The sequence below is a fragment of the Burkholderia sp. GW821-FHT14F03 genome (genome assembly GCF_058803765.1).
Genome location: NZ_JBXAPG010000010.1, coordinates 104189 through 129789, shown reverse-complemented (window position 1 = coordinate 129789; position 25601 = coordinate 104189). Strand labels below are relative to the sequence as shown.

The following is a 25601-nucleotide window of genomic DNA, read 5'->3' as shown; positions in this document are numbered from 1 at the left end:
GGGCAACGCGGGCAACGCGGGCAACGCGGGCAACGCGGGCAACGCGGGCAACGCGGGCAACGCGGGCAACGCGGGCAACGCGGGCAATGCGGGCAATGCGGGCAACGTGGGCAACGCGGGCAACGCGGGCAACGTGGGCAACGCGGGCAACGCAACCAACGCAACCAACGCAACCAACGCCAAACAAAAAGCTCAGACCGGCGACTACGAACTCGCCTACCGCGTATTCCTCGCGAACGGCGACGTCGCGGGCGCGGAGCGCATCGCGCAGACCGCGCTCGAACGCGATCCGCAGGCGCTCCCGTGGCGCGAGCGGCTCGCGCAGGTCGCCGAGTGGAACCACCATCCGGACGTGGCGCTGCGCAACTATCTCGCGCTGGCGCAGGCCCGGGGCGGCGCGAACGATTGGCGGCAGGTCGCCCGGCTCGCGCCCGGCCTGGACGATCAGGCCGCGCTGCTCGCGGTGACGCTCTACGAAGCGGGCCAGCACCCGGGCGACCTCAAGCGCATCGACGACGTGGTCAACGCCTACGAGCGCAACGCCGACCCCGACGCCGCGCTGGGCTTCCTGCGCGCGCGCTTCGACGGCCCGCTCGGCCGCGCGGCGCGCGAGCGCTACGCGCAGGTCGCGGAGCGCAAGGGCGACGACGATCTCGCGCTGCGCGCGTGGCGCGATCTCGAACGCGCATACGGCCCGAACGCCGGCTATGCGCTGCACATCGCGACCTTGCTGTATGCGCGCACGCAGTTCGATGAAGCGCTTGCCGCGCTGCGCGACGCGAAGGGCGCCGCGACGCCGGGCGATACCGATTTCTGGCGTTTCTACGCGATGCTGGGCGCGTCGGGGCAACGCGAGCGCGATGCGGGCGCGGGCTATCGCGCGCTGCTCGCGGGCGGCCACGCCGGGACCGACGACGTCGAATCGATGATCAGCTTCAGCGAGCGTTCGCCGCTCGATGCCGGCCGGGTGGCGGAGTACGGCTATCGGCACGGCGGCACGGTGCGGATGCTGACGCAGGCGCTGTACTACTACGCGCGCGCGCATGCCTGGGCGCGCAGCGCCGCGCTGCTCGCCTCGTTGAGCGACGCACGGCGCGCCGAGGCCGAGCAATCGGCGACCTTCCTGCTGGCGCGCGCGCAATACGAGCGCGAGCGCGGCCGGCCGGCGGCCTACGGGCGCGATCTCGAACGCGCGCTGGCGCTCGCGCCCGACAGCGCGGAGGCCCAGACGAGCTGGCTGTGGTACCTGGTCGAGCACGGCAGCGACGCGCAGTTGCAGACGGAACTGCGACGCCGCGCGCGCGATGCTCAGACCGATTCGACGCTGTGGCCGCCCACCGTGGCGGCATGGCTGCGGCTCGGCGACGGTCGCGCGGCGCTGCACTACCTGCGCCGGCAGGGCGAGGACGGTGCGCGCGGCCCGCTGTGGCGGCTCGTCTTCGCGGATGCGCTCGAACAGGACGGCCGCGCGGACGACGCGTGGCGTATCCGTCGCCAGGTGTGGCTCGCTCTGGCGGCGCGCCGTCGCCCGCCGGACGCCGCGCCGCTGCCGGCGGCCGAGGCGGACGAACTGCGCGGCCGCCGGGTGGCGCTCGCGACGCTGTTCGACAACGGCGATCGCGCGCGCGCGGTATTGATCGACATGCTGCGCGCGGATCGTCCCGACGACGACGGCGCGCCGTCGACGCCGCCCGCGTCCGACGCTCTCGCGCTGCTGCCGCCCGAACGCCGGCAGGCGATCCGCGAGGAGCGCCAACTGTACTCGGCGATCGCGCGCGAGGCGGCGGTGACCTGGGCGCAGGCGCAGGGCGAGCCCGACCTCGAACGCGCATGGCTCACGCGGCTCTACGTCGTGCGCAGCGCGCGGCCGATCTACGCGGAGGCGCAGCAGGCGGTCGATGCGGGCGACACCGTCACGCTGACGCGCCTGCTCGATACGCTGCCCGACCAGATCCCGCGCCAGAACCGCATCGACGCGCAAGTGCTGACCGGGCGGCTGACCGATGCGCAATCGACGGCGTACGACGCGCTGGTGCGGACGCCGCTCGACGATTCGTTGCACGCGCAAGCACGCGAGCGACTGTTGTCGAATGCGCAGTCGGTCGACGTGGCGGTGCGCTACAGCGACCAGGGGCCGCTGCGCTTCAACGAGGAGACGGTCACGGCCGGCGTGCGCCTCACGCCGTCGCAAAGCCTGCAGCTGCGCTACCGCGAGCGCGACCAGACCGCCGATGCGAGCGCGCTGCCGGGCGTGCCGCGCCATGAGCGGCTGCTCGATGCGATCTATCGCCATCAGGGCATGGACGGCGACCAGCAACTGACGGTCGGCCGTCGCGATGCGCTGCGCGACTTCACGACGGCGCGCCTCGACGGCCGGCAGTCGCTCGGCGGCGGCTTGACGCTGCGCTACGCGGCCGGCTACAACCAGCCCGCGACCGAAACCGCGCAGCTGACGGTCGGCGGCGTGAAGGATCTCGCGTCGCTGGGCCTCGACTACCCGTTCGATCCGCACTGGTTCGGCAGCGGCCGCTACGAATACGCGCGGTTCCGCGGCCAGGACCGCTCGGTGCTCGGCGACGGGCATCTGATCGAGCTGAGCGCGGGCTACAAGATCAAGTCCGACTATCCGGACTACACGATTCGCGCGGTGTTCTCGCACGGCCAGTACCGCAGCGCGAACGGCGCGCCGGGCGCGCGCCTCGCCGTGCTGCTGCCGCCCGGCACGCCGTTGACGGCGGCCGCGTTCATGCCGCAGACCTTCACGCAGGGCGCGCTGCTGTTCTCGTTCGGCGACGACCTGCCGGACGGCTATTCGAAAGGCTGGCGGCCGATGTTCTCGGGCGGCCCGCTGCGGGATTCGCGCGCGGGCTGGTCCGGGCAGGTGCAGGTCGGCCTCGTCGGCAGCCTGTTCGGCGGCGATCAGGTGTTGCTGTACGGCCTGTACCAGGGGGCGTCGTCGAACCATTCGACGTCGGTGAAGGAACTGGGCGCGCGTTACCGCCTGTTGTATTGACGATTGATTCGAGGAGATGTCGATGAGCTTACCTAACCTCTCGATGCACGCCGCCGCGCCCGGCCGCCGCGCGACGCGCGCCGGCGTGGCGTGGCTGACGGCGGCCCTGCTGGGCGGCTGCGCGGTGGTCGACCAGAGCGCGCCGCCGCCCGTCGCGAAGGGCGACGCGTGGACCGTGCTGCCGATCGCCAACCACACGGAGACGCCGCAGGCGGGCCAGCGCGCGGCCGCGATCGCGCAGGGCCTGCTGCGCGCATACGGCTACGCGAACCTCACGCCGTATGCGGGCGGCGGCGACGACGAAACCCTGTTCGACCCGGCCAAGCCCGACGCGCAGCAGAACGCGCTCAACTGGGCCCGCCAGCAGAACATCCGTTATGCGCTGGGCGGCGCGGTCACCGAGTGGCGCTACAAGGTCGGCGTCGACGGCGAGCCAGCCGTCGGCTTGAGCTTCGACGTGATCGACGTGGCGTCGGGCAAGATCGTGTGGACCGGCACGGGCAGCCGCACCGGCTGGAGCCGCGACGCGCTGTCGGGGGTCGCGCAGAAGCTGGAGCGGGACCTGCTCGCGCCGCTCGCGCGCGCGCAGTGACGGCCGCCTTCGTCATCAACCCTGGAGCGGGCGCACGATCGCGATGAATACGCAGGCATCGGACAACCCCCGCGGCGCGGCGCGCCGGCCGCGCACCGCGCGCGCGACGGGCGCGACCGGCTGGTGGAGCGGAATCATCGCGCCGCCCGCCGGATCGGCGCGCCATCGCGCGGTGGCCGCGCTCGAAACCGTCGGGCTCACGCTCGTCGCGATCGCGGCGTGCCGGGCGCTGTCGCACGACGATCCGCTGCTGGTCGGCAGCGGCTTCGGCTGGATCTGGCTCGTGCCGGTGCTCGTCGCGCTGCGCTACGGTTCGGCGGCCGGCGTGCTGTCGGGCCTGCTGCTGCTCGTCGCGTGGCACGTGCTGTACGCGGCCGCGCCGCCCGCGGTCGGCGCGCTGAACGCGCTGGGTCCGCTCGCGCCGACGCGGCGCTTCCCGCTCGGGTTTTTCTTCGGCGGCTTCTTCCTGACGCTGCTGGCCGGCCAGTTCGGCGACATCTGGCTGAACCGCCTGCGCCAGAGCCGGATCGCCAACGATTATCTGGCCGAGCGCCTCGCGATCCTGACGCGCGAGCAGTTCATGCTGCGGCTCTCGCATGAACGGCTGGAACAGGATCTGCTGAGCCGGCCCGCGACGCTGCGCGATGCGCTCGCGCGGCTGCGCACGCTGGTGCTCGCGCAGGAGCCGCACGAGGCGGAGCAGGGCGAGGTCACGCTGCGCGGCGCGCAGGCGTTTCTCGACGCGGCCGCGCAGGCGACCCAGCTGGAGGTCGCGAGCGTGCACGCCTGGCGCGCCGGTGCGCCGGCGGGCGAAGCCGCCGCGTCGATCGGCCGGCCCGCGCCGCTCGATCCGCGCGACCCGCTGCTGCGCGAGGCGCTGGAGGCGCGCACGCTCATCCACGTCGCCGGCGCGGCCGAGCAGGTCGCGGCGGCGAGCCGCTATCTCGCGTGCGTGCCGCTCGTCGACGCGCAGGGCGAGATGGCGGGCGTGGTCGCGATCGAACGGATGCCGTTCCTCGCGCTGACGCGCGACAACCTGCAATTCCTGCTCGTGCTGTGTTATTTCTACGCGGACGGCGTCCGCCACGCGACGGTCACGCGCGACATGCTCGCGGCGTTCCCGGCCTGTCCGCACGGCTTCGCGCTCGACTACGCGCGGCTCGTGCATCTGCGGCGCGCGACCCACGTCGAATCGTCGATCGTCGCGCTGGTGTTCGACAACGATGCGCGCAGCGCCGCGTGGTACGAACACGTGCTGCGCACGCGGCGCTCGCTCGATGCGCAATGGTCGCTCGACGGCCACGGCCGGCGCGCGATCCTGACGCTGATGCCGTTGTCGAGCGGCGGCGCGGTCGAAGGCTATCTGCTGCGCATCGAGAACAGCTTGCGGGCGCAATTCGGCGTCACCTTCGAAACCGCGCACGTCGCGGTGTACTCGATGCGCGTGCCGGTCGACGAGCCGATCACCGCGCTGCGCGATCTGCTGGAGCGAAGCGGTGTCGGCGCCTGACGCGCTGCGGCCGGCCGGCGAGGCCGGCGCGCCCGCGCGAGGCACGGGCGCCGCATGGCTGCCCGGGCTCGCGGGCGTGGCGTTGCAGGTGGCCGGCTTCGCGCTCGCGGCGCGCGGCATCGCCGATCCGTCCGTGCAGGCGCTGGGCGGACTGCCCGCGCCCGCGATGCTGGGCGCGGCGGCGGCGCGCGCGAACACGGGCGCGCTGCTCGTGTGCGTGGCGGTCGAGGCGCTCGGCTCGGCGCTCGTGGCGCTCGGCTGCGCGAGGTGGCTGTCCGCGCGCGCGCGGCCGGTGGGGCGCGGCGGGCTCGCCTTGCTGTGGGGCCTGAATTTCGCGCTGCCGATCGGCGGCCTGGCCTGCACGCTCGGCGCGCGCGCGCTGGCCGCGCTGCTCCCGGATAACAGCGCGCACCTGCCTGTGGTGCGCGTCGACGAACCGGCCTTCACCGAATACCTGCTCGGCGCGGTGTCGTACGGGCGCGGCGCGCGCCTCAAGGCCGAACTGCGCAACGCCGAGGCGAGCACCGATTTCCGCATGACCGCGCTGCTCGCGATGCAGGCGCTGCCGGCGCGGACCGTGTCGCCGGTTTTGCAGGAGATGCTTGCCGATCCGCTCGACGACATCCGGCTGCTCGCCTATGGCAGCCTGGAGAACAAGGAGAAGGCGCTGACCCAGAAGATTCTCGCCGAGCGCGCGAAGCGCGCCGCCGCGCGGGCGCTGCCGGCGAGCGAGCGCGCGCGCATCGACAAGGCGCTCGCCGAGCTGTACAGCGAACTGATCTACCAGCAGCTGGTGACGGGCGACGTGCATGAGCACGCGATCGGGCAGGCGGACCACTTCGCGATCTCGGCGCTGACGCTGACGCCGCACGACGCCGCGTTGTGGCGGCTGCGCGGCCGGCTCGCGCTCGCGCGCCGCGACCTCGCCGCCGCGGATCAGATGCTGGGGAACGCGATCGCCTGCGGTTTTCCGCGCGACCGGCTGGTGCCGTACCTGGCCGAGTCGGCCTACTGGCGGCGCGATTTCAGCGGCGTGCGCCGCCTGCTCGGCGAACTCGACCGGCGCACCATCACGCCGGTGCTGCAGGCGACGCTCGACTGCTGGGCAACGCCCGCGCCGCCCGATTCCCACGCCAACCGCTCATGAGGGCCGTCATGCCGAATGCCGTCTCGTCCGGACTGCCGCGCGCCGCGTCGGCGGATGTCCTGTTGCTGCTGGAAGGGACGTTCCCGTATGTCAGCGGCGGCGTGTCGAGCTGGGTGAACCAGATCATCCGCGCGTTTCCCGAGCTGCGCTTCGCGCTGTGCTTCCTCGGCAGCCGCGAGCAGGACTATGCAGGCATGCAGTACGCCTTGCCGGACAACGTCGTCCATCTGGAAACGCACTACCTCTACGACTTCGCGCCGCCGCCGCTCGTCAAGCCGATGCGCGGCGATCCCGGCGCGTTCGCGCGCTCGGCGCAACTGCACGACAGCCTGCGCAACCCCGCGATGCGCGACCTGAGCGCGCGCATGCTCAAGGACATGCTGACTGACCTGCGCCCGGGCGGCGCGCTCGGCGAGGACGCGTTCCTTCATTCGAAGGAGGCATGGCAGTACCTGACCGACCAGTACCGCCGGTTCTGCACCGATCCGTCATTCGTCGATTACTTCTGGACCGTGCGCATCATGCACAAGCCCCTGTGGCAGCTTGCGCGGATCGTCGAGCAGCTGCCCGCCGTGCGCGTGCTGCATACCGCGTCGACCGGCTACGCGGGCTTCCTGGGCGCGCTCGCGCATTACCGGCAGGGGCGGCCGCTGCTCGTGTCCGAGCACGGGATCTACACGAAGGAACGCAAGATCGACCTGTTCCAGAGCGAATGGATTCGCGACAACCGCAGCCTGTTCGAGCGCGACGTCTCGCAGGTCGCGTACTTCCGCGACCTGTGGGTGCGCTTCTTCCAGTCGCTCGGACGCGTGTGCTACGACGCGGCGCAGGACATCGTCGCGCTCTACGAAGGCAACCGGCGGCGCCAGATCGCCGACGGCGCGCCGGCCGCGCGCACCGCGACGATCCCGAACGGCGTGAACCTGCCGCGCCTCGCGCCGCTGCGCGCGCAACGCGCGGCGACGGTGCCCAGGACGCTGTGCCTGATCGGACGCGTGGTGCCGATCAAGGACATCAAGACCTTCATCCGCGCGATGCTGACCGTGCTGCGCCGCATGCCCGACGCCGAGGCCTGGATCGCCGGACCGGAGGACGAGGATCTCGCGTATGCGCAGGAGTGCCGCGCGCTCGTTGAAAGCCTCGGGCTGAAGGACAAGGTGCGCTTCCTCGGCTTCCAGAAGATCGACGAACTGCTGCCGAAATGCGGGCTGCTGGTGCTGAGTTCGATTTCCGAGGCGTTGCCGCTCGTCGTGCTCGAAGGCTTCGCGGCCGGCGTGCCGTCGGTGACGACCGACGTCGGCTCGTGCCGGCAGCTGATCGAAGGCGCGCCGGGCGAGGACGCGGCGCTCGGCGCGGCCGGGCGCGTCGTGCAGATCGCCGATCCGCGCGCGCTGGCCGAAGCCGCGCTCGACCTGTTCGACGACGCGCACTGGCGCGCCGCGCAGCGCGCCGGCATCGCGCGGGTCGAACGCTATTACACGCAGGAGCGGATGGTGGGGTCCTACCGGACGCTCTATCAGCGCCTGGCTGCCGCCGACGACGCGACCGGGGCCGACGCGACCCGCGCCGCGTCCGCGCACGGCTGATCGCACGGGAGCCGCCGGGATGGCCGGAATCGGATTCGAACTGCGCAAGATGCTCCGTCGCAATACGCTGACGGGGCTGATGCAGGCCTATGCGTATGCGGGATTGATCGGCGCGGGGCCGTGGGTGCTGTCGATCGTCGGGATCCTGCTGATCGGCGTGCTGAGCCTGCCGTTCGTGCTGCCGACCGGGCTCATCACGCAGTTCCAGGTCTCGGTGACCTACCTGATCGCGGTGTCGCTCGTGCTGACCGGGCCACTGCAACTCGCCTACACGCGCTTCACGTCGGACCGCCTGTTCGAGGAGCGGCGCGATCCCATCCTGTCGAATTTCCACGGCGTGATGGCGGTGGTCACGCTCGGTTCGGTCGCGCTCGGCGTGCTCGCGTCGCTGACCCTGTTCCGCGCGCAGACGCCCGGCTACCGGATGCTGATGCTCGCGGGCTTCGTCGTGACGGGCAACATCTGGATCGCGACGATCTTCCTGTCCGGGATGAAGCGCTATCTGTCGATCATCGTCGTGTTCCTGATCGGCTACACGGCCACCACGGTCAGCGCGCTTGCGCTCAACCGGTACGGCCTGAACGGCCTGCTCGCGGGGTTCGTGTTCGGCCAGACGCTGCTGCTTTGCGGCCTGCTCGCGCTGATCTACCGCGACTATCGCAGCGAACGTTTCATCTCGTTCGAGATGTTCTCGAAGCGCTACCGCTATCCGTCGTTGATGCTGATCGGCCTGTTGTACAACCTCGGCATCTGGATCGACAAGTTCATGTTCTGGTATGCGCCGGGCACCGGGCAGCCGGTGATCGGGCCGCTGCGCGCGTCGCTGATCTACGACATCCCCGTGTTCCTCGCGTATCTGGCGATCCTGCCCGGCATGGCGGTGTTCCTGCTGCGCATCGAGACCGATTTCGTCGAGTACTACGATGCGTTCTACGATGCGGTGCGCGAGGGCGCGTCGTTGCAGCATATCGAGCGCATGCAGCGCGCGATGGTTGAATCGCTGCGCACGGGGGTGTGGGAAATCATCAAGGTGCAGTCGATGGCGGCGCTGTTGCTGTTCGCGGCGAGCCCGGTGCTGCTGCGCTGGCTCGGGATTCCGTCGCTGTACCTGCCGCTGCTCTACATCGACGTGATCGCGGCCAGCATGCAGGTCGTGTTCATGGGCGCGATCAACGTGTTTTTCTACCTCGACAAGCGCGGGATCGTGCTCGGGCTGGTCGGGGCGTTCGTGGCGATGAACGCGGGCTTCACCGCGCTCACGCTCGGCGCGAACCCGGCCACCTACGGCTACGGCTTCGCGGGGGCGCTGCTCGTCGCGATGCTCGCGAGCCTGTACCTGCTCGACCGCAAGCTCGACGCGCTCGAATACGAGACCTTCATGCTGCAATGAGCGGCGCGCTCAGCGCGCGCCGCCCTTGCGCTCGCGCTTGATCGCGTACATCGCCTTGTCCGCGCGGTCGATCAGGCCGGTCATGTCGGTGCCGTCGTCGGGCAGCACCGCGATGCCGACGCTCACGCCCAGGTCGAGCCGCTGCCCCTCGAATTCGAACGGCTGGGCGACCCGCTCGGTCATCCGCTCGCTTTGCTGCTCCGCGTCGGCGCGCCCATGGATGCCGGGCAGGATCACGCCGAACTCGTCGCCGCCGAGCCGCGCGACGGTGTCGGAGCGGCGCGCGGAGCCGCTGATCCGCATCGCGGCCTCGCGGATCGCGGCGTCGCCGACGCGGTGCCCGTAGCGGTCGTTGATCGGCTTCAGGCCGTCGAGGTCGAGATTCAGGATGCCGAGCACAGCCGACGAACGCGTCGCGAGCTGGATCGACTGGCGCAGCCGGTCGTAGAACAGGGCGCGGTTCGGCAGGCCGGTCAGCGCATCGTGGGTGGCTTGCAGGTAAAGCTCGTTGGTTTCGTTGCGGGCCGCGTGGTACATCGCGGCGGCGATCAGCTCGGAGATCAGTTCGAGCACCTGGATGTCGTCCTCGGTGAAGGCGTTGACTTCGGGCGACATGACTTTCAGGACGCCGACGGTGGTGTCGAGGTGCCGGAGCGGCGTGACGATCATCGAGCGCAGGCCGACGCGGCGGCAGGCTTCGCGATCGACGCGATCGTCGAGTTCGGAATCGTCGCAGCGCATGATGCGGCCGCTCTGCACGCACAGCCCGGACAGGCTGCCGACCCGCTTCAGGCGCAGGCCGAGCAGGTGGCCGGCGATGCCGGAGGCGGCGCGGTAGACCATTTCGTCATGCTCGGCGAGTTCGACGACCGCGCCGTGCGCGTGGGTCAGGTGCTGGCCGCGTTCGGCGACGAAGGCCATCACGCCGCCGAGGTCGAGCCCGAGCTTCGCGATCTCGGTCTGGGCGCGGACGATTTCGAGGAGCGTTGCGTTGCCGGGCGAAGCCGGCGGGGTGGTGGTCGGCACGATCGTTTCCTGCGGCGAGGACGCGGGGACGTGGCGCGACGGTCCGGCGCGTCGGGGTCAAAAAGGGTGCGGCTTGAGTGAACCGGCGGCCCCCCGGCCGACGGTGCGGTAGGTGTGAGAATAATGGAAAACGACTGGGTTGGGAGCGGTCGGGGGCGGGGCGGAGTGGGGGGATATTACGAATCTGTGCTGGATGGAAATGCTTGTGACGGATAGTTGGCAGAGAAGTGAGAGTCTGACAAATTGATTGTCTATCGCGCGCGGCTGCATGTCTGATTCGAACCACGAAAAGAGGAGTTCGCATGTCTTGGCACCATGGAGACTATCTGGCGCTCGCGCAAGGTGTCGTCCCTGCACTTGCTATTCCTGGTGCATTCGGTGTGGTTTTCTTACAGGAATGCGTTCACCGTGAATCCAACCAAGGCGTCGGGCCGGAGGCAGCCACTTCCCGCCATTCGACTTAACTTCGCCTAAGATTGAGAATCGGGCGCAGGCTCCATCACGCGGAATCATCGCCGCCGCGAAACGTCTTGAAGACAGGCGCATCTTGCCCTGCCGACATGCCAGTCGAACATCGCCGACCCGCAACCCGTACTCAAACACCGAGATGCGTCCACCATGAACGGCTTACCCTCTCGCGGCGCGCGGGCGACACCGAAGCCGGTACGAAAGAGGCTGATTGCGTTTTATGTGCTCGCTTTCGCGGCGGCTGGCGGGTGGATGGGCTACGGCGTTCTGGATGGGTGGCACTGGCAGGATGTCGAGCAAAACTGGGAATCAACCGGCGGGACCATAGAAGCCGCATACGTTCACGAGATCCTGAGCCACCGCCGTATCCGTTGGGAGACCGGCTGGATCTACTCGTATTCAGTGAACGGGCGGAAATACGATGCTGAAAGCAACGCACTGAATCGTGCCTACTCTGCCCATTTGTTTATATCCGAGCGGCAAGCCGAACATGACAAAGAGACACGGCCCATTGGGAGTCGTGTGCCCGTCCACTATGACCCGGCTGCACCACAGCGTTCCGTGCTGGACCCCGCGACCGATAGTCCTCTCGATTGGTTCGCCCTGGGCCTGTCGGGAATTTCCATCTGCGCCGCGATCCTGAGCGCGGCCATGCTCGTGAAGACAATCAAAAAACCTAAGCCCGACGCCTGAGTTGCGCGCCGAAAGAGGGCGTCCAGGGTCGATGGAAACTTCCAGGAAACAAAAAAATGCCCTCATCCCACGCGTCGCCGCGCGAAGACGAGGGCCAAGGTAGAGCCGTCAATTCCGTGAATTCCTTGAATTCCCTCTAACCGCCGCTCAGGCGACTTCCGCTTCCTCTTCCTGCTTCACCACCACCGGCGCGGCATCCTGCGCATCCTGCCGGATCAGATAATCGAACGCGCCCAGCGAAGCCTTCGCGCCTTCACCGACGGCGATCACGATCTGCTTGTACGGCACGGTCGTCACGTCGCCTGCCGCGAACACGCCAGGCACCGACGTCGCGCCGCGCGCATCGACCACGATCTCGCCGTGCTTCGACAGTTCGACCGAGCCCTTCAGCCATTCGGTATTCGGCACGAGGCCGATCTGCACGAACACGCCTTCGAGATCGACGCGCTTGATCTCGCCGCTGCGCAGATCCTCATAAACGAGCCCATTGAGCTTCGCGCCGTCGCCCGTCAGTTCGACGGTCTTGGCCTGCGTGACGACGGTCACGTTCGGCAGGCTGCGCAGCTTCCGCTGCAGCACCTCATCCGCGCGCAGCTGCGCGCCGTATTCGATCAGCGTCACCTCGCGCACGAGCCCGGCGAGATCGATCGCCGCCTCGACGCCCGAGTTGCCGCCGCCCACCACCGCGACGCGCTTGCCCTTGAACAGCGGACCATCGCAATGCGGGCAGTACGCCACGCCGCGGCCGCGATACTCACGCTCGCCCGGCACGTTGATCTCGCGCCAGCGCGCGCCCGTCGCGAGCACGATCGTCTTCGCGCGCAGCACCGCGCCGCCCGCGAGCCGGATTTCATGAACCGCGCCCGGCGCCAGCGCCTCGGCGCGCTGCACATCCATCACATCGACGTCGTACTGCTTCACGTGCTGTTCGAGCGCGGTCGCGAACTTCGGCCCTTCGGTGGCCTGCACCGACACGAAGTTCTCGATGGCCATCGTATCGAGCACCTGTCCGCCGAAACGCTCCGCCACCACGGCCGTCGCGATGCCCTTGCGCGCGGCGTAGATCGCGGCCGCCGCGCCGGCCGGCCCGCCGCCCACCACCAGCACGTCGAACACCGGCTTGGTCGCCAGCGCCTTCGCCGCGCGCGCCGCCGCGCCGGTATCGAGCTTCGCGAGGATTTCCTTGACGCTGCTGCGCCCCTGGCCGAACGACTGCCCATTCAGGAACATCGTCGGCACGGCCATCACCTGACGCGCTTCGACTTCCGCCTGGAACAGCGCGCCGTCGATCGCCACGTGGCGGATGCGCGGATTGATCAACGCCATCACGTTCAGCGCCTGCACGACATCCGGGCAGTTCTGGCAGGACAGCGAGAAATACGTCTCGAACGCATACTCCCCATCGAGCGCGCGAATCTGCTCGATCACGTCGGCATCGAGCTTCACCGGATGCCCGCCCACCTGCAACAGCGCGAGCACCAGCGACGTGAATTCATGCCCCATCGGAATACCGGCGAAACGAATGCCGGCCGGCTTCCCGGGCTCGCCGATCGAGAACGACGGCGTGCGCTCCGCATCGTCGCGACGCTCGATCAGCGCGACGCGCGGCGACAGCCCCGCGATCTCCGCGAGCAAGGCCCGCAGTTCCTGCGATTTCGCGCTGTCGTCGAGCGACGCGACAAGCTCGATCGGACGGCTGATTTTTTCGAGGTGCGACTTCAACTGCGTCTTGAGATTGGCGTCCAGCATGGCGATTGGGATTCCGTGTCGAAAGAGTGAGCCGCGAGCGGCGTCCGCGCATCGCGCGACGAAAGGGCGTGCGGGGGAAGTCCCGCCGGGAGGGAAGCGCACCGGCGCGCGGCCGGTGCGCGGCGGCCCGTTCGGGCCGAGCGGGTCAGATCTTGCCGATCAGGTCGAGCGACGGGGTCAGCGTGTCGGCGCCCGGGGTCCACTTCGCGGGGCAGACTTCACCCGGGTGCGCGGCGATGTATTGCGCGGCCTGGACCTTGCGCAGCAGCTCGCCAGCGTCGCGGCCGATGCCGTTGTCGTGAATCTCGCACAGCTTGATCTCGCCTTCCGGGTTGATCACGAAGGTGCCGCGCAGGGCCATGCCTTCTTCTTCGATCAGCACATCGAAGTTGCGCGAGATCGTCAGCGTCGGGTCGCCGATCATCGGATAGCGGATCTTCGAGATCGTGTCCGACGTGTCGTGCCATGCCTTGTGCGTGAAATGCGTGTCGGTCGACACCGCGTAGATCTCGACGCCCAGCTTCTGGAAATCGGCGTAGCGGTCGGCCAGATCGCCGAGTTCGGTCGGGCACACGAACGTGAAGTCGGCCGGGTAGAACACGACGACCGACCACTTGCCCTTCAGCGTTTCTTCGCTGACCGACACGAAGTCGCCGTGGTGGTACGCGGTTGCCTTGAACGGTTTGATCTGGGTGTTGATGATCGGCATCTGCACTTCCTCTGTTTCGGTGTGTGGTAAGGAAGCGCCAGTATGGCGAGACGATGCGCGGCTGTGAAATTGCTTGTCTTAATGGTGCACATCGTGAATTTCTATGTGGGCCGGCAAGCCCGTCGCAGCGGGCTTGCCGGCCCATCGAGGTCAGGTGCGCGCGTCGCGGCGGGTGCGACATCCCCCCCCCCCCCCCCCCCCCCCCCCCCCCCCCCCCCCCCCCCCCCCCCCGCGGCTGCGTCAGTTCACGCCCACGGCGCTCCAGGCGCGGGCGACCGCCGCGCTTTCGGCCGAATTCGTGCCGTACAGGTCGTTCGCCGCCGAGATCGACGCGCGCCGCGCATTCGGATAGCTGGAGTTCGCGTTCAGGTACACGGTCAGCGCGCGATACCAGATCTTGCCGGCCTTGTCGCGACCGACGCCGCTGAAGCTGGTGTCGCCGTTGCACACCAGCTGGCTCTTCGACAAGCCGGTGTCGGTCGACGGTACGGTCGGGCCTTCCGACAGCAGGTAGAAGAAGCGGTTGCCGACGCCCGACGAGTAGTGCGGATCGTGACGCGGGTTCGACCACGAGAAGCCGCCCGACGGATAGCAGCTGTACGAGCGGCCGTCGAGATCCTGCTTGTACATCTTGCGCAGGCCGCCGCTCACCACGCTCGCGCCGATCACGTAGTTGCCCGGGTCCTTCGGGCTGTTCGCGTAGAACTTGACGAGCGTGCCGAAGATGTCGGAGGTCGATTCGTTGAGGCCGCCCGCGTCGCCCGAGTAGTTGAGGTTCGCGCTCGCCTCGGTCACGCCGTGGCTCATCTCGTGCCCGGCCACGTCGATCGACACGACGGGCCGCGGCAGGCGGCTGCCCGGTTGGCCGTCGCCATACACCATCACGTGCGAGGGCATCCACGCCGCGTTCGCGCCGGTCGTGCCCGCGCCGGTGTCGAACACCACGTGCGCGTAGCTCTTCACGCCTTGCCCGTCGTTGAACACGCCGTTGCGGTTGTGGACGGACTTGTAGTAATCCCAGGTCATCGCGAGGCCGTAGTCGATGTCCGCGGCGACGGTCTGGCGATCGCTGGTCGTGTTGTTGCCCCACACGTTGGTGCTGCTCGTGAAGATCGACAGGTTGTTGCCGCCCTGATCGATGTCGCCGGCCTCGAGCCCGCGGCCGTCGTACACCGAGCCGCCGCCGCGTGTCGGATCGAGCAGGCGGTAGGCGTTGGTGCCGGTCTGGTCGGTGATCAGCGACAGATTGCCGTAGTACAGAGAACGGCCGGTGCCGGTCGCGGCGGACGACTTGATCAGGTCCTGCGCATCGAGCAGGGCGCCCGTGCGCGCATCGACGTAGTAGAGCACCGCCTCGCCGTGCGTATCGTTCGCCTTGCCGAGCACGCGCACCGCGTACGCGAGGGTCGGCGCGACGTCGCGTGCGAACACGACGAGTTCGGGCGTATCGACGCGGCGCACAGACGCGCCGAAGCGCGCGGTCGCGGCGCGTTGGGCCGCCGTCGCGCCGACGTCGGGCGCGTTACGGACCACGAAGCGTTCGCCGACCTTGCCGATCTTGCCGGCGAGGTTGATCGGCGCGGCTTGCGTCAGGCTTGCCTGCTTCAGTTGCCCCTGGTTCGAGTGCACGACGATGTCGCCGCCGATCACGGCCAGCCCGCCGTAGAAGCGATCGAAGCGCACGTGTTCGGTGCCGTCGGGATCGACGATCACGTCGCGGACCTGGAACTGATCGCCTTCCGTCGGCGCGTTCGCCTGCGCGGCCGCGAATTTCAGCGAGCGCGCGGCGGGACCGGCGGAGAGGTTGAAGCTGCTCGGATTCTGCTGGACCAACTGCAGCGCCCGGTCGACTGTGGCCTGCTGGTCGCCGCCTTGCGCGAAGGCGCTCAGGGTCGCCAACGAAAGCGCGGTAATGGACAGCAGGCAAGTCAGTTTATTCATGTAAACCCCCAGATAATGAATGAATGCGTGAATATTGATAAGTGAATTAAGCGCAAGCATTAAAACTGTAGAGGTACTGTGAACTGCAGGAGGCATCCTAGAAGTTCAATTTTGTAATTACAAGATATTTACCAAAAAATTAAAGTTTGATTAGGATCAAATACATCGAGTCAGCTGTTGGTGAGCAATCTGAAATGATCCGGGAGGCGAGGAAAATGGAATCGTTGCCTTGTCAGCCTTGATGGGCGGGCGTGAACAAAGTCGGGGAAAGAATTCGCGGGATTGATGGCGGTTTCGATGCCGGCGGCGGGCGCGGCGCGAGCAGCCGTTTTTATGCTGTCGATACGCTGTCGGGTAAGCTGTGTCGAATTTACTGCGGGCGGGAAAAAGAGGAAATATGTTCCGAAATACTCATGCGCGCATTGAATGGCGGAATTGTCGCGAGGAATCTCGTTTATCGCATGAGTGGGCGATATTATTCATTCCGGCGATGCAAAAAAAGGCGGCGCATCGCGTAAACGATGGCCGCCAACGGCGGATACCGAGGGAATATCCGCAGACACACACGAGGTCCGGCGTTAGTGCCGGAGCCGGCCGGGCAAGCGCCCGGCGCGGCTGACGTCAGTTGCTGCCGATGATGCTGAGCGCGCTGCTGGTGTTCGGTTTCAGCCAGACCTTGTTGGCCGCTGGCTCTTTCGCGTCGAATTCCACGGCGTTGCCGCTGCGTTTGCCGATTTTCACGGTGTTGCCGTAGTGGGCGAGCAGGTCATTGAGCTGCCGGCTCCAGACGGCGGGGTCCGCGTTCCGCGTGGTGATCGGCACGCGCAGGTCGATCTGTTCCTCGCCCTGCGCGCCGCCCAGCACGCGGAAGCGCACCTGCTGGCCCGCGCGCGGCTTGAAGCCGGCCTCGACGAGCGCGCGGTCTTCCTGCCACGGGAAGCTCGCGGTGTTCTCGTCGGTCGAGATCGACACGTCGCTGCAGTTGAAGAAGCCTTCGTTGCCCGCATCCATGCGCTGCCAGTAGCTGTAGATCACCGCGTCGCCGGTGCGGCCGGGCGGCAGCGTGACATCGAGCTTGTAGAGCGACGTGACCGACGACATGTGGCCTGCGCCGTTCGCCGCGATCGGCTTGGGAGCGGGGGCGTCGTAGATCTGTTGCAGGTCGTCCCAGCGCAGCGGCGCGGCCGCGTTGTACTGCGGCTTCGAGATGAAGATGCGCATGCGCGCCGGATTGTGCGACTGGGTGTTCTCCCACACGAGTTCGACGTGGCCGTTGCGCGGCACGAGCCGCGTCTTGCGCCACTGCGCGGCGGGTACATCGAGGCCGGCCTTGCTGCGGTCGCCGCCCGCGCACAGCTGGCCGTCGGGCACGGCTTCCTTGAGTTTCGCCAGATCGTTGCCCTGGCCGACCGGATTGGCCGACACCTCGTTCCACTGCGTGAACGGATAGGCGGACTGGTTGCCCGCGCGGAACGCGGCGCGGCAGTCGTCGTGCGGAATCGCGGAACCGTTCTCCGGATACCAGTAGCCTTCTTCGATGCGGCACTGGTATTGCCGCGCGATCGGATAGCCGACCGCGCCGTGCGCGGCCGCCGGCCGCACGGGCGCGAGCGTCGCGCCGACTGCGGCGAGCAGCGACAGCGCCATGTATCGATGCAGCGTGGGGCGCGCGCGGGTCGCGGAGCGCATGGACGATTTCATCGGGCCTATCTCCTGGAGGGCGAAGGTAGCGTGCGGGTTGTCTCAGGGCGTCGCGCCGAGCGACATCGCGTGATGGAACACGTTGTGCGGGTCGTAGGCGCGCTTGGCCGCGACGAGCGAGTCGTAGAGCCCGCCGTAGTACAGCTCGCCCCAGTGGTAGCCGGCCGTGCCGGGCTGCTCGCCCGTCAGCATGTCGACGTCCGGGTAGTTGATGTAGCACCCTTCGTAGCGCGAGCCGCGCAGGGCTTGCGACGCCGGATACGGCGTGCCGTTGAAACCGTCGTGCCGGTACACGGCCCAATAGAACTCGCGCAGCCAGTCGACGTGCTTGGCGTCGTTGAGCGGGTCGGTCCAGTAGGTCTGGTATTGGAGCTTGAGGATCGAACTGCGCTGCGGCACGGCGGTTTCGTTATGCGCCGGGTCGAAGTGCGGATTGCCGGAGAACGCGTGATTGACCGCGCCGCCGTAAGAGTCGACCTGCACGAGCGACTGCGCGAAGTCATCATCCTTGGCGTGCGTCTTGCTCAGATAGCGATGAAGCGCATCCAGCTCGTGCTCTGTGAAGCGCTGCTTCATGTACGCGGACTTGTACTTGCCGCGCTGATTGGCGCCGGAGCCGTTGAACGTCTGCGTCGCGTAGAGCCAATCCATCACGCGGGTGTTCGTGGGCAGCCCCTGCGCGCTCAGCGTCTTCGGATGGCTGCCGATGAACGGGTGGCCCGCGCCCGGCAGGTACGCGCTTTGCAACGCTTGCTTGAATGGCGCGAGGGCCTTCAGGAACGCGAGCAGCGGGCCGAGGTCGGCGACGCCGCCGTCGCGATCCGTGTACTGCACCGTGAGGCCGATATTGCCCGCGCTCACGTGAGTGAGCTTCAGCAGCGTGAACAGTCCGTAGGTGTCGGTTTCGGTGTCGGCCGCATGAAGGAAGTCCGCATAGGCGTTGACGAACGCATCGAATTGCGGGCGGCCCGCGTCGATGAACTGGTCCCAGGGAAACTGCAGCTGCACCACCACGACCTCGCCCGGCGCGACCGGCAGGTCGTCGAAGTAGTAGTGGGTGATGAGCCCCGCGTTGTTGCCGCCCGCGCCGCGGCACAGCCGGAACAGGTCCGCATGCTGGCTGGCGTTCGCATGCAGCAGTCGCGCCTTGCCGTTGTCCGCGACGAGGATGTCGACGCCCGAGAGCCAGTCGACGGTCAAGCCGTTCAGGCGCGACAGCAATCCGTAGCCGCCGCCGCTGATGTGTCCGCCGAGCCCGACGGAATAGCACGAGCCGCCCGGAAGCGTCTTGCCGGTGTTGCGGTACAGGCCCAGGTAGCTGTCCCAGTTCTGGTTGCCGGCCGCGAGACGGAAGCCGTAGCGGCGGCCGCCCGCGCTCACGTCGGTGTCGATGCCGGTCAGGTTGCCGATATCGATGATGATGCCGCCTGGGTTGTTGGAAACGAAGCCTTCGTAGCAGTGCCCGCCGCTGCGCAGCGTGGGGCGCAGCTGGTGCGTGAGGGCATGGTCGAGCGCCTGCTGGGCTTCGGCGGCGTCGTTGCAGACCAGGATCCGTTGCGCGGCTTGTTCGGGGGCGGGCCAGCGCAGGTTGAAGCCTTTTTTGAGCGTGTTGTAGCGTGCATCGGTCGAATCGATCGGAATGTAGCTCAAACGCCCTCTCCCAGAGATGCATGCCGCCCGGCGGCGGTCGTGTCGTTTTGGGTCCTGCCGCGCGGCGGCTCGGGACAATCTCGTCGGAAACGATTAATTAAATGGTAGATGACCGACGATCTTGCGGGGAGCTACTAGAAATAGGAGTGGCGCTCAGGGGTGCTCGCGTAGCAGGGCGATGAGTGCGCGCCCCGCATCGTCGAGCGTGCCGGAGTTGTCGAGCGTGGCGATGCGGGTGCCGCCGGGCGCGCGCCATTCGACCTGGCGCGCAAGGCGTGCGCCGATCTGCTCGGCGCTCTCGCGGCCGCGCGCGGCGAGCCGCGCGGCCAGCACGTGCGGCGCGGCGTTCACGTGCACGACGCGCAGGCGCGGATAGCGTGCGAGCGCCGTGGCCAGATGCGCGCGCGAGCCGTTGACGACCACCGTGCAGCTGGCCGCGAGCCATTGGTCGATCTCGATGCCGATGCCGTAGCGCAGCGCATGGCTCGACCATTCGAGCGCAAACAGGCCGCGCGCGGACCGCAGCGCGAACGCTTCGTCGCTGAGCGCGACGTGGTTCTCGGGGCCGCTGTCGGCGCGGGTGATGTAGCGATGCGCGAACAGCACCGGCTCGCGCTGCAGGCGTTCGCGCGCATAGGCGAGCAGGGTGTCCTTGCCCGCGCCGGACGGGCCCATCACGTAGACGAGTCGCGCGTCGCTCATGGTTGCGTGCGCAACGTGTCGAACGGCAGTCGCCGCCACAGCACGAACGGCGCGCCCGGCGCGGGTTCGACGAACAGCGCCGCGCCGGTCGCGGGCAGCGGGCCGAGGCCGGGCGCCGCCGCGCGCCACCAGTCGAGCAGGATGCCGCGCTCGGCGGGATCGTCGAGCGAATCGGAGAGGGTCATGTGGAAGCGGAACTCGTCGAGCACGTACGGATAGCCCCAGGCGTCGAGCAGCGTCTGCTGGCGCGGCGTGAGCGGCTGCGCGCGTCGCGCATCGCGTTCGCGCGCCGAGGGCGTCGCGCGCAGCGGCGTGAAGGTGCGCAAGGCATCCTCGGCGAGCGCGCGCATCGCGGCCTCGTCCGCGTCGGTGGCGGGGCGCAGTGCGACGAAGCGGCCGAGCGCGGCGGCCGTGACCGCGAGCGCGAAACCGCGCTGGCGTCCCGCCCACTGCTGCGCCTGCGCGAGCAGATCGGCGGGCGTCACGCCGGCGGCGAGCCGGAACGGCGGCATCAGCGTGCCGTGCCAGCCGTAGCGCGCAGGCGCGACGGTGAGGTCGGCCAGCGGACGCGTGAGCGCGGGCGGTTGGGGGCGGGGATCGGCCGCGCCCGTGTCGGTTGCGCTTGAGCCGGGCGAACATGGTTCAGCCGAGCTTGAGTCTGCCGGGCCCGAGGCGGCCGGGCCTGAACCCGCCGCCCCGCTTTCCGGATCACGGCCGAGCCACGCGCAGCCCGCGCGCCACCACGCGCTGTCGCGCGGCGGCGCGTAGTAGATCGCGAAGCGCGCCTGCGCGGGCCAGCGGGCGAGGCCGTCGTCAGCGCGCATCGCCGGGCACGTCGTCGTTGTCGATCACCAACTGCACGCGGTCCGCCGCGAAATGCGTGACCCCGTACTTGATCGGCCGGCCTTCCAGGTCGACGTCGACGTTCTCGACCCACAGCACCGGCTGCTGCCGGTTGAGATTCAGGCGTCGCGCGACGTTCGCCTCGGGCAGCACGCTGCCGATCCGGCTCCACTTGCGCAGGTAGTCGGTCACGCCGTATTCGGCGAGCGCGTCGGTGACGCGGTCATGACGATCGAGCGCATCGGGCAGATCCGCGAAGCGCGCGGCCGGATAGCTGCTGTGCGCGTAGGTGAGCGGCACGCCGTCGGCTTCGTGGATCGATTCGATGCGGTACACATAGGCGCCCGCACGCAGCCCGAGCGCTTTCGCGACGACCGGGTCGGCCTTCACGCGCGCGGCTGACAGCATCCGGCCGCCGGCCGTGTGCTGATGGCGGGTCAGGTTCTCGGTGAAGCGGGTGCGCCGGCCGATCGTGTAGTCGATCGCGCCCGACTGCACGAAGGTGCCGCGCCCCTGTTCGATGCTCACGAGCCCCGAGGCGGCGAGCCCCAGCACGGCGCGCCGCACCGTGTGGCGGTTCACGTCGAAGCGCTTGGCCAGCTCGCCCTCGCTCGGCAGCCGGCCGTCCTCGCCGAAGCCGTCCGCGGCGATCTCCGCGGCGAGGATCTGCTCGATCTGCCGCCAGACGGCCACGCCGCCGCCGCGTTCGAGCGGATGGGGCGTATCGGGCATTTCGTTCGATGTCATGGTGGTGTCAATTCCTTGCGATGCAATGAGCGCGCGGCGCATTGTAGTGCACCGCCGCCGGCGGGACAGATCGCATTTTACATCTAAACGTCTAAACGTCTAGACGTTTAGATGGGATGGTGGTTAAATTTCGCTGCCTGGACTTCGTGGAGTGCCGATGAACCCCTGTTCTAGTTCCGATGCCTGTTTTTCCCCGGCCGCGCGGCGCGCCTGGCTCGCCGTGCTGGCGCGCGCGCCGCGCGATGCACTGGCGAGCGCGCTCGAGCGCGTGCTGGCCGGCGGCGCGCCGCCGGCCTATGACTGGCTGCGGCCGCCCGAGATCGGCCTTGCGATGGTGCGCGGGCGGATCGGCGGCACGGGCGATGCGTTCAACCTGGGCGAGGCCACCGTCACGCGCGCGACCTTGCGCCTGCGCGCGGCCGAAGGCGGGCCGCCGGCGACCGTGGGCGTCGCCTGCCACCTGGGGCGCGACAAGCGCCGCGCCGAGCTGGCCGCGCTGGCCGATGCGCTGCTGCAGCTGCCCGAGCGGCATGCGCGGGCGCACGCCGAGCTGATCGAGCCGTTCCGCGCGCAACAGGCCGCCGAGCGCGCGGCGCGCGCACGCGAGACCGCGACGACGCGGGTCGAATTCTTCACGATGGTACGAGGCGATTGATGACAGACAGCATGACGCGCGCGCGCATCGCGATCGCGGATATTCCGGCCGGCTTCGGCGATCCGGTGCATGACACGCAGCAGGCGTTCCGCGCGCTGCTCGACGCGCTCGCGCGTCCGGGCACGATCGTCCGGCTCGCGCCGGCGGCGGGCGAGGCGGATCTCGCGCGCGGCTCCGCCGCCGCGCCGGCCGCGTTCGCGGCGCTGCTCGCGCTCGGCGACGACAGCACGCCGATCTATCTCGACACGCCCGATCCGGTCTTCGCATCGGCGCTGCGCTTTCATACCGGCGCGCCGCTGGTCGACGCGCCGGCGGGCGCATGTTTCGCCTACCTGCACGAACCGGCCTCGGCGGCCGCGCTCGAACGCTTCGCGCTCGGCGCGCCCGATGCGCCCGAACAATCCGCGACGCTGTTCGTGCGCGTCGACGCCTTGACGGGCGGCGCGCCGGTGCGCGTGCAGGGGCCCGGCATCGACGGCGCGCGCACGCTCGCGCCGGTGGGGCTGCCGGCGGCGTTCTGGGCGGCCCGGGCGGCCTTCGCGCCGCTGTTTCCGTGCGGGATCGACGCCTATCTCGTGTGCGGCCGCGAGCTGCTCGGCCTGCCGCGCACCACGACAGCGGAGGTGGCCTGATGTACGTCGCCGTCAAGGGAGGCGAGCGCGCGATCGAAGCGTCGTGGCGCTTGCTCGATGCGGCGCGGCGCGGTGCAACCGCGCTGCCCGAGATCAGCGTCGCGCAGATCCGCGAGCAGCAGCGGCTCGCGGTGGCGCGCGTGATGACGGAAGGCTCGCTGTACGACGAGGAGCTGGCCGCGCTGGCGATCAAGCAGGCGGCGGGCGATCTGGTCGAGGCGATCTTCCTGCTGCGCGCCTATCGCACCACGCTGCCGCGTTTCGGCTGCACCGCGCCGCTCGATACGGATGCGATGCGGATCGCGCGGCGCATCTCCGCGACCTTCAAGGATATTCCGGGCGGCCAGTTCCTCGGGCCGACCTACGACTACACGCAGCGCCTGCTCGATTTCGCGTTGCTCGCGGAGCAGGGCGACGCGCCCTCGGCCGCGCCCGCCGCCGCGCCGGCCGGCGCGGCGCGCGTGCCTGATCCTGAACCTGAACCTGAATCGATGCCGCGCGTCGTGTCGCTGCTCGATCGCGAAGGGCTGATCGAACAGGAGATCCCGACGGCGGATGCGCCCGAACCGGGCGACCTGTCGCGCGAGCCCCTGCGTTTTCCGGCGGACCGCGCGCTGCGCCTGCAGAACCTCGCGCGCGGCGACGAGGGTTTCCTGCTCGCGATGGGCTACGCGACGCAGCGCGGCTACGGCCATTCGCATCCGTTCGCGGGCGAGCTGCGCTTCGGCGCGGTCAGCGTCGAGCTGGCGCTCGATGAACTCGACGGCGAGACGGTCGAGATCGGCGATCTCGACGTGACCGAATGCCAGATGATCAACCAGTTCGCGGGCGGCAACGGCGTGCCGCCGTCGTTTACGCAAGGCTACGGGCTCGCGTTCGGGCATTCGGAGCGCAAGGCGATGGCGATGGCGCTCGTCGACCGCGCGCTGCGCGCGCACGAGCTGGGCGAGACGGCCGACGCGCCGCCGCAGGATCCGGAGTTCGTGCTGCTGCATAGCGACAACGTCGAGGCGTCCGGCTTCGTGCAGCACCTGAAGCTGCCGCATTACGTGGATTTCCAGGCCGAGCTGGAGCTGGTGCGGCGCTTGCGCGCGGCCCGCGCGCCGGATGCGGCCGCGCCGGCGGACCACCCCGCCCAAGAGGAGGCAGGACGATGAAGCCGATCGACGAGAGCCCGCCCGACGGCGCGGGCGACTACAACTTCGCGTACCTGGACGAGCAGACCAAGCGGATGATCCGTCGCGCGCTGCTGAAGGCGGTGGCGGTGCCGGGCTACCAGGTGCCGTTCGCGTCGCGCGAGATGCCGCTGCCGTACGGCTGGGGCACGGGCGGGATCCAGGTCACGGCGGCGTTGATCGGCCGCGCCGACGTGCTGAAGGTGATCGACCAGGGCTCGGACGAGACCACCAACGCGGTCAACATCCGGCGCTTCTTCGCGCGCACGGCCGGGGTCGCGACGACCACCCGCACCGTCGACGCGACGTTGATCCAGACCCGCCACCGGATCCCCGAGACGCCGCTGACCGAGCGTCAGATCCTGGTCTACCAGGTGCCGATGCCCGAGCCGCTGTTCAAGCTGGAGCCGCGCGCGAGCGAGTGCCGCAAGCTGCATGCGCTGGCCGACTACGGGCTCATCAGCGTCAAGCTCTACGAGGACATCGTGCGCCACGGCGGCATCGCGACGACCTACGACTATCCGGTGATGGTCAACGGCCGCTACCTGGCCTCGCCGTCGCCGATTCCGAAGTTCGACAATCCGAAGCTGCACATGAGTCCCGCGCTGCAGCTGTTCGGCGCGGGGCGCGAGCGGCGCATCTATGCGATTCCGCCTTATACGCCGGTGCGCAGCCTGGATTTCGACGACCATCCGTTCGAGGTGCAGCGCTGGGACAGCGCGTGCGCGCTGTGCGGTTCGCACGAGAGTTTTCTCGACGAGATGATCGTCGACGATCGCGGCACGCGGATGTTCGTGTGCTCGGACAGCGACTACTGCGGCGAACGGCGCGGCGACGCGCCGGACGTATCCACGCCGGCCGCGCCGCCGCGCGCGCCGCACACCGAGGGGGAACCGGCATGACGCCGCTCTTGAGCGCACGCAATCTGACCAAGCGCTTCGGCGGCCGCAACGGCTGCGCGAACGCGAGCTTCGACCTGTATCCGGGCGAGGTGCTGTGCATCGTCGGCGAGTCCGGTTCGGGCAAGACCACCTTGCTGAACCTGCTCGCGCTGCGCACCGGGGCCGACGCCGGCGCGCTGCACTACACGCGGCGCGACGGCGCGCGCGTCGATCTGTTCGCGCTGCCCGAGCCGCAGCGTCGGCAGCTGATCCGCACGGAGTGGGGCTTCGTCCAGCAGAATCCGCGCGACGGGCTGCGATCCGGCGTCTCGGCGGGCGCGAACATCGGCGAGCCGCTGATGGCGGTCGGCGCGCGCCACTACGGCCGGCTGCGCGAGACGGCGGCCGACTGGATGGCGCGCGTCGAACTCGACACGGGCCGCATCGACGATCTGCCGTCGACGTTCTCGGGCGGCATGCAGCAGCGGCTCCAGATCGCGCGCAACCTCGTGATCGGCCCGCGCCTCGTGTTCATGGACGAGCCGACCGCCGGCCTCGACGTCTCGGTGCAGGCGCGCCTGCTCGACCTGCTGCGCACGCTGACCGCGACGCTGCACCTGTCGATGCTGATCGTCACGCACGACATCGGCGTCGCGCGCCTGCTCGCGCACCGGCTGATGGTGATGCAGCGCGGCGAGATCGTCGAGGCGGGCCTGACGGACCAGGTGCTCGACGATCCGCAGCATCCGTACACGCAGATGCTCGTGTCGTCGGTTTTGCCAGTATGAGGA

The 25601-nt window shown here is 69.0% G+C and carries 22 protein-coding genes; 13 read left to right on the top strand and 9 right to left on the bottom strand.

What is annotated here, in order from left to right; translation table 11 throughout:
- The 6 genes from AC1RQF_RS09260 to pelG form a co-directional block, all read left to right on the top strand.
- Positions 1–3013: tetratricopeptide repeat protein (locus AC1RQF_RS09260; protein WP_492871848.1), on the top strand; the 3013-nt coding region annotated here is incomplete at its 5' end.
- A gap of 43 nt (positions 3014–3056) precedes the next feature.
- The gene (locus tag AC1RQF_RS09255) at positions 3057–3605 is read left to right on the top strand and encodes a penicillin-binding protein activator LpoB (protein ID WP_273998375.1); all 549 of its coding nucleotides are present in this window, start codon (positions 3057–3059) and stop codon (positions 3603–3605) included.
- 43 nt (positions 3606–3648) lie between these two features.
- Positions 3649–5115 (top strand): PelD GGDEF domain-containing protein, encoded by a 1467-nt coding sequence (locus AC1RQF_RS09250; RefSeq protein ID WP_492871847.1) that lies wholly within the window; start codon positions 3649–3651, stop codon positions 5113–5115.
- Positions 5102–6262, top strand: a complete 1161-nt coding sequence (locus AC1RQF_RS09245) for a sugar ABC transporter permease (RefSeq protein WP_492871846.1) — start codon at positions 5102–5104, stop codon at positions 6260–6262. The genes AC1RQF_RS09250 and AC1RQF_RS09245 overlap by 14 nt, the downstream gene beginning before the upstream one ends.
- A gap of 8 nt (positions 6263–6270) precedes the next feature.
- Complete coding sequence (gene pelF, locus AC1RQF_RS09240; protein ID WP_273996300.1) at positions 6271–7848, top strand: GT4 family glycosyltransferase PelF; 1578 nt, start codon at positions 6271–6273, stop codon at positions 7846–7848.
- A 19-nt stretch (positions 7849–7867) separates the two neighbouring features.
- A complete protein-coding gene (gene pelG, locus AC1RQF_RS09235; protein ID WP_492871845.1) occupies positions 7868–9238 on the top strand; it encodes an exopolysaccharide Pel transporter PelG in 1371 nt (456 codons plus the stop codon).
- A 9-nt stretch (positions 9239–9247) separates the two neighbouring features.
- Here the strand turns inward: pelG and AC1RQF_RS09230 are convergent, their stop codons facing one another.
- Positions 9248–10264 carry a diguanylate cyclase domain-containing protein gene (locus tag AC1RQF_RS09230; protein WP_443111443.1) on the bottom strand — a complete coding sequence of 339 codons (1017 nt, stop codon included), beginning with the start codon at positions 10262–10264 and terminating at the stop codon, positions 9248–9250.
- 618 nt (positions 10265–10882) lie between these two features.
- Here AC1RQF_RS09230 and AC1RQF_RS09225 point away from each other — a divergent pair.
- A complete protein-coding gene (locus AC1RQF_RS09225) occupies positions 10883–11425 on the top strand; it encodes a DUF3592 domain-containing protein (protein WP_273996298.1) in 543 nt (180 codons plus the stop codon).
- Positions 11426–11572: 147 nt separating this feature from the next.
- On the opposite strand, the gene ahpF is transcribed toward AC1RQF_RS09225, so the two are convergent.
- From ahpF to AC1RQF_RS09210, 3 genes are all read right to left on the bottom strand, one after another.
- Positions 11573–13174, bottom strand: coding sequence for an alkyl hydroperoxide reductase subunit F (gene ahpF, locus AC1RQF_RS09220; RefSeq protein WP_492871844.1), 1602 nt, complete (start codon positions 13172–13174; stop codon positions 11573–11575).
- Positions 13175–13319: 145 nt separating this feature from the next.
- Positions 13320–13883 (bottom strand): alkyl hydroperoxide reductase subunit C, encoded by a 564-nt coding sequence (gene ahpC, locus AC1RQF_RS09215; RefSeq protein ID WP_273996296.1) that lies wholly within the window; start codon positions 13881–13883, stop codon positions 13320–13322.
- A gap of 240 nt (positions 13884–14123) precedes the next feature.
- Positions 14124–15824, bottom strand: a complete 1701-nt coding sequence (locus AC1RQF_RS09210) for a M4 family metallopeptidase (protein WP_273996295.1) — start codon at positions 15822–15824, stop codon at positions 14124–14126.
- A 251-nt stretch (positions 15825–16075) separates the two neighbouring features.
- Between AC1RQF_RS09210 and AC1RQF_RS09205 the strand changes: the two genes are divergently transcribed.
- Positions 16076–16342 (top strand): hypothetical protein, encoded by a 267-nt coding sequence (locus AC1RQF_RS09205; protein WP_492871843.1) that lies wholly within the window; start codon positions 16076–16078, stop codon positions 16340–16342.
- Positions 16343–16445: 103 nt separating this feature from the next.
- On the opposite strand, the gene AC1RQF_RS09200 is transcribed toward AC1RQF_RS09205, so the two are convergent.
- The 5 genes from AC1RQF_RS09200 to phnF all read right to left on the bottom strand — a co-directional run bounded on the left by AC1RQF_RS09200 (position 16446) and on the right by phnF (position 21467).
- Complete coding sequence (locus AC1RQF_RS09200) at positions 16446–17525, bottom strand: lytic polysaccharide monooxygenase (RefSeq protein ID WP_337995261.1); 1080 nt, start codon at positions 17523–17525, stop codon at positions 16446–16448.
- Positions 17526–17567: 42 nt separating this feature from the next.
- Positions 17568–19175, bottom strand: coding sequence for an FAD-binding oxidoreductase (locus AC1RQF_RS09195; RefSeq protein WP_492871842.1), 1608 nt, complete (start codon positions 19173–19175; stop codon positions 17568–17570).
- A 153-nt stretch (positions 19176–19328) separates the two neighbouring features.
- Complete coding sequence (gene phnN / locus AC1RQF_RS09190) at positions 19329–19877, bottom strand: phosphonate metabolism protein/1,5-bisphosphokinase (PRPP-forming) PhnN (protein WP_273996293.1); 549 nt, start codon at positions 19875–19877, stop codon at positions 19329–19331.
- Complete coding sequence (locus AC1RQF_RS09185; RefSeq protein WP_492871841.1) at positions 19874–20701, bottom strand: DUF1045 domain-containing protein; 828 nt, start codon at positions 20699–20701, stop codon at positions 19874–19876. Before AC1RQF_RS09185 ends, phnN begins: the two co-directional genes overlap by 4 nt.
- Entirely contained in the window at positions 20691–21467 is a 777-nt protein-coding gene (gene phnF / locus AC1RQF_RS09180; RefSeq protein ID WP_273996291.1) for a phosphonate metabolism transcriptional regulator PhnF, read from the bottom strand. The genes AC1RQF_RS09185 and phnF overlap by 11 nt, the downstream gene beginning before the upstream one ends.
- A gap of 157 nt (positions 21468–21624) precedes the next feature.
- Between phnF and phnG the strand changes: the two genes are divergently transcribed.
- The 5 genes from phnG to phnK are packed head-to-tail and all read left to right on the top strand — an operon-like array spanning position 21625 to position 25598.
- Positions 21625–22122 carry a phosphonate C-P lyase system protein PhnG gene (gene phnG / locus AC1RQF_RS09175; protein WP_492871840.1) on the top strand — a complete coding sequence of 166 codons (498 nt, stop codon included), beginning with the start codon at positions 21625–21627 and terminating at the stop codon, positions 22120–22122.
- Complete coding sequence (phnH, locus tag AC1RQF_RS09170) at positions 22122–22754, top strand: phosphonate C-P lyase system protein PhnH (RefSeq protein WP_443111442.1); 633 nt, start codon at positions 22122–22124, stop codon at positions 22752–22754. Before phnG ends, phnH begins: the two co-directional genes overlap by 1 nt.
- A complete protein-coding gene (locus AC1RQF_RS09165; RefSeq protein ID WP_492871839.1) occupies positions 22754–23911 on the top strand; it encodes a carbon-phosphorus lyase complex subunit in 1158 nt (385 codons plus the stop codon). The genes phnH and AC1RQF_RS09165 overlap by 1 nt, the downstream gene beginning before the upstream one ends.
- Positions 23908–24831, top strand: coding sequence for an alpha-D-ribose 1-methylphosphonate 5-phosphate C-P-lyase PhnJ (locus AC1RQF_RS09160; RefSeq protein WP_492871838.1), 924 nt, complete (start codon positions 23908–23910; stop codon positions 24829–24831). Before AC1RQF_RS09165 ends, AC1RQF_RS09160 begins: the two co-directional genes overlap by 4 nt.
- Positions 24828–25598: a phosphonate C-P lyase system protein PhnK gene (gene phnK, locus AC1RQF_RS09155; protein WP_252984902.1), complete on the top strand. Its 771-nt coding sequence runs from the start codon at positions 24828–24830 to the stop codon at positions 25596–25598. Before AC1RQF_RS09160 ends, phnK begins: the two co-directional genes overlap by 4 nt.
- Positions 25599–25601 lie beyond the last annotated feature (3 nt).

Coding starts and splice junctions, on each gene's coding strand:
- AC1RQF_RS09160 (WP_492871838.1), top strand. CDS start 23,908: ATGAAGCCGATCGACGAGAGCCCGCCCGACGGCGCGGGCGACTACAAC.
- AC1RQF_RS09185 (WP_492871841.1), bottom strand. CDS start 20,701: ATGCGCGCTGACGACGGCCTCGCCCGCTGGCCCGCGCAGGCGCGCTTC.
- phnF (WP_273996291.1), bottom strand. CDS start 21,467: ATGACATCGAACGAAATGCCCGATACGCCCCATCCGCTCGAACGCGGC.
- phnN (WP_273996293.1), bottom strand. CDS start 19,877: ATGAGCGACGCGCGACTCGTCTACGTGATGGGCCCGTCCGGCGCGGGC.
- AC1RQF_RS09250 (WP_492871847.1), top strand. CDS start 3,649: ATGAATACGCAGGCATCGGACAACCCCCGCGGCGCGGCGCGCCGGCCG.
- phnG (WP_492871840.1), top strand. CDS start 21,625: ATGAACCCCTGTTCTAGTTCCGATGCCTGTTTTTCCCCGGCCGCGCGG.
- ahpF (WP_492871844.1), bottom strand. CDS start 13,174: ATGCTGGACGCCAATCTCAAGACGCAGTTGAAGTCGCACCTCGAAAAA.
- pelG (WP_492871845.1), top strand. CDS start 7,868: ATGGCCGGAATCGGATTCGAACTGCGCAAGATGCTCCGTCGCAATACG.
- AC1RQF_RS09210 (WP_273996295.1), bottom strand. CDS start 15,824: ATGAATAAACTGACTTGCCTGCTGTCCATTACCGCGCTTTCGTTGGCG.
- ahpC (WP_273996296.1), bottom strand. CDS start 13,883: ATGCCGATCATCAACACCCAGATCAAACCGTTCAAGGCAACCGCGTAC.
- AC1RQF_RS09165 (WP_492871839.1), top strand. CDS start 22,754: ATGTACGTCGCCGTCAAGGGAGGCGAGCGCGCGATCGAAGCGTCGTGG.
- AC1RQF_RS09200 (WP_337995261.1), bottom strand. CDS start 17,525: ATGAAATCGTCCATGCGCTCCGCGACCCGCGCGCGCCCCACGCTGCAT.
- phnK (WP_252984902.1), top strand. CDS start 24,828: ATGACGCCGCTCTTGAGCGCACGCAATCTGACCAAGCGCTTCGGCGGC.
- phnH (WP_443111442.1), top strand. CDS start 22,122: ATGACAGACAGCATGACGCGCGCGCGCATCGCGATCGCGGATATTCCG.
- pelF (WP_273996300.1), top strand. CDS start 6,271: ATGCCGAATGCCGTCTCGTCCGGACTGCCGCGCGCCGCGTCGGCGGAT.
- AC1RQF_RS09255 (WP_273998375.1), top strand. CDS start 3,057: ATGCACGCCGCCGCGCCCGGCCGCCGCGCGACGCGCGCCGGCGTGGCG.
- AC1RQF_RS09225 (WP_273996298.1), top strand. CDS start 10,883: ATGAACGGCTTACCCTCTCGCGGCGCGCGGGCGACACCGAAGCCGGTA.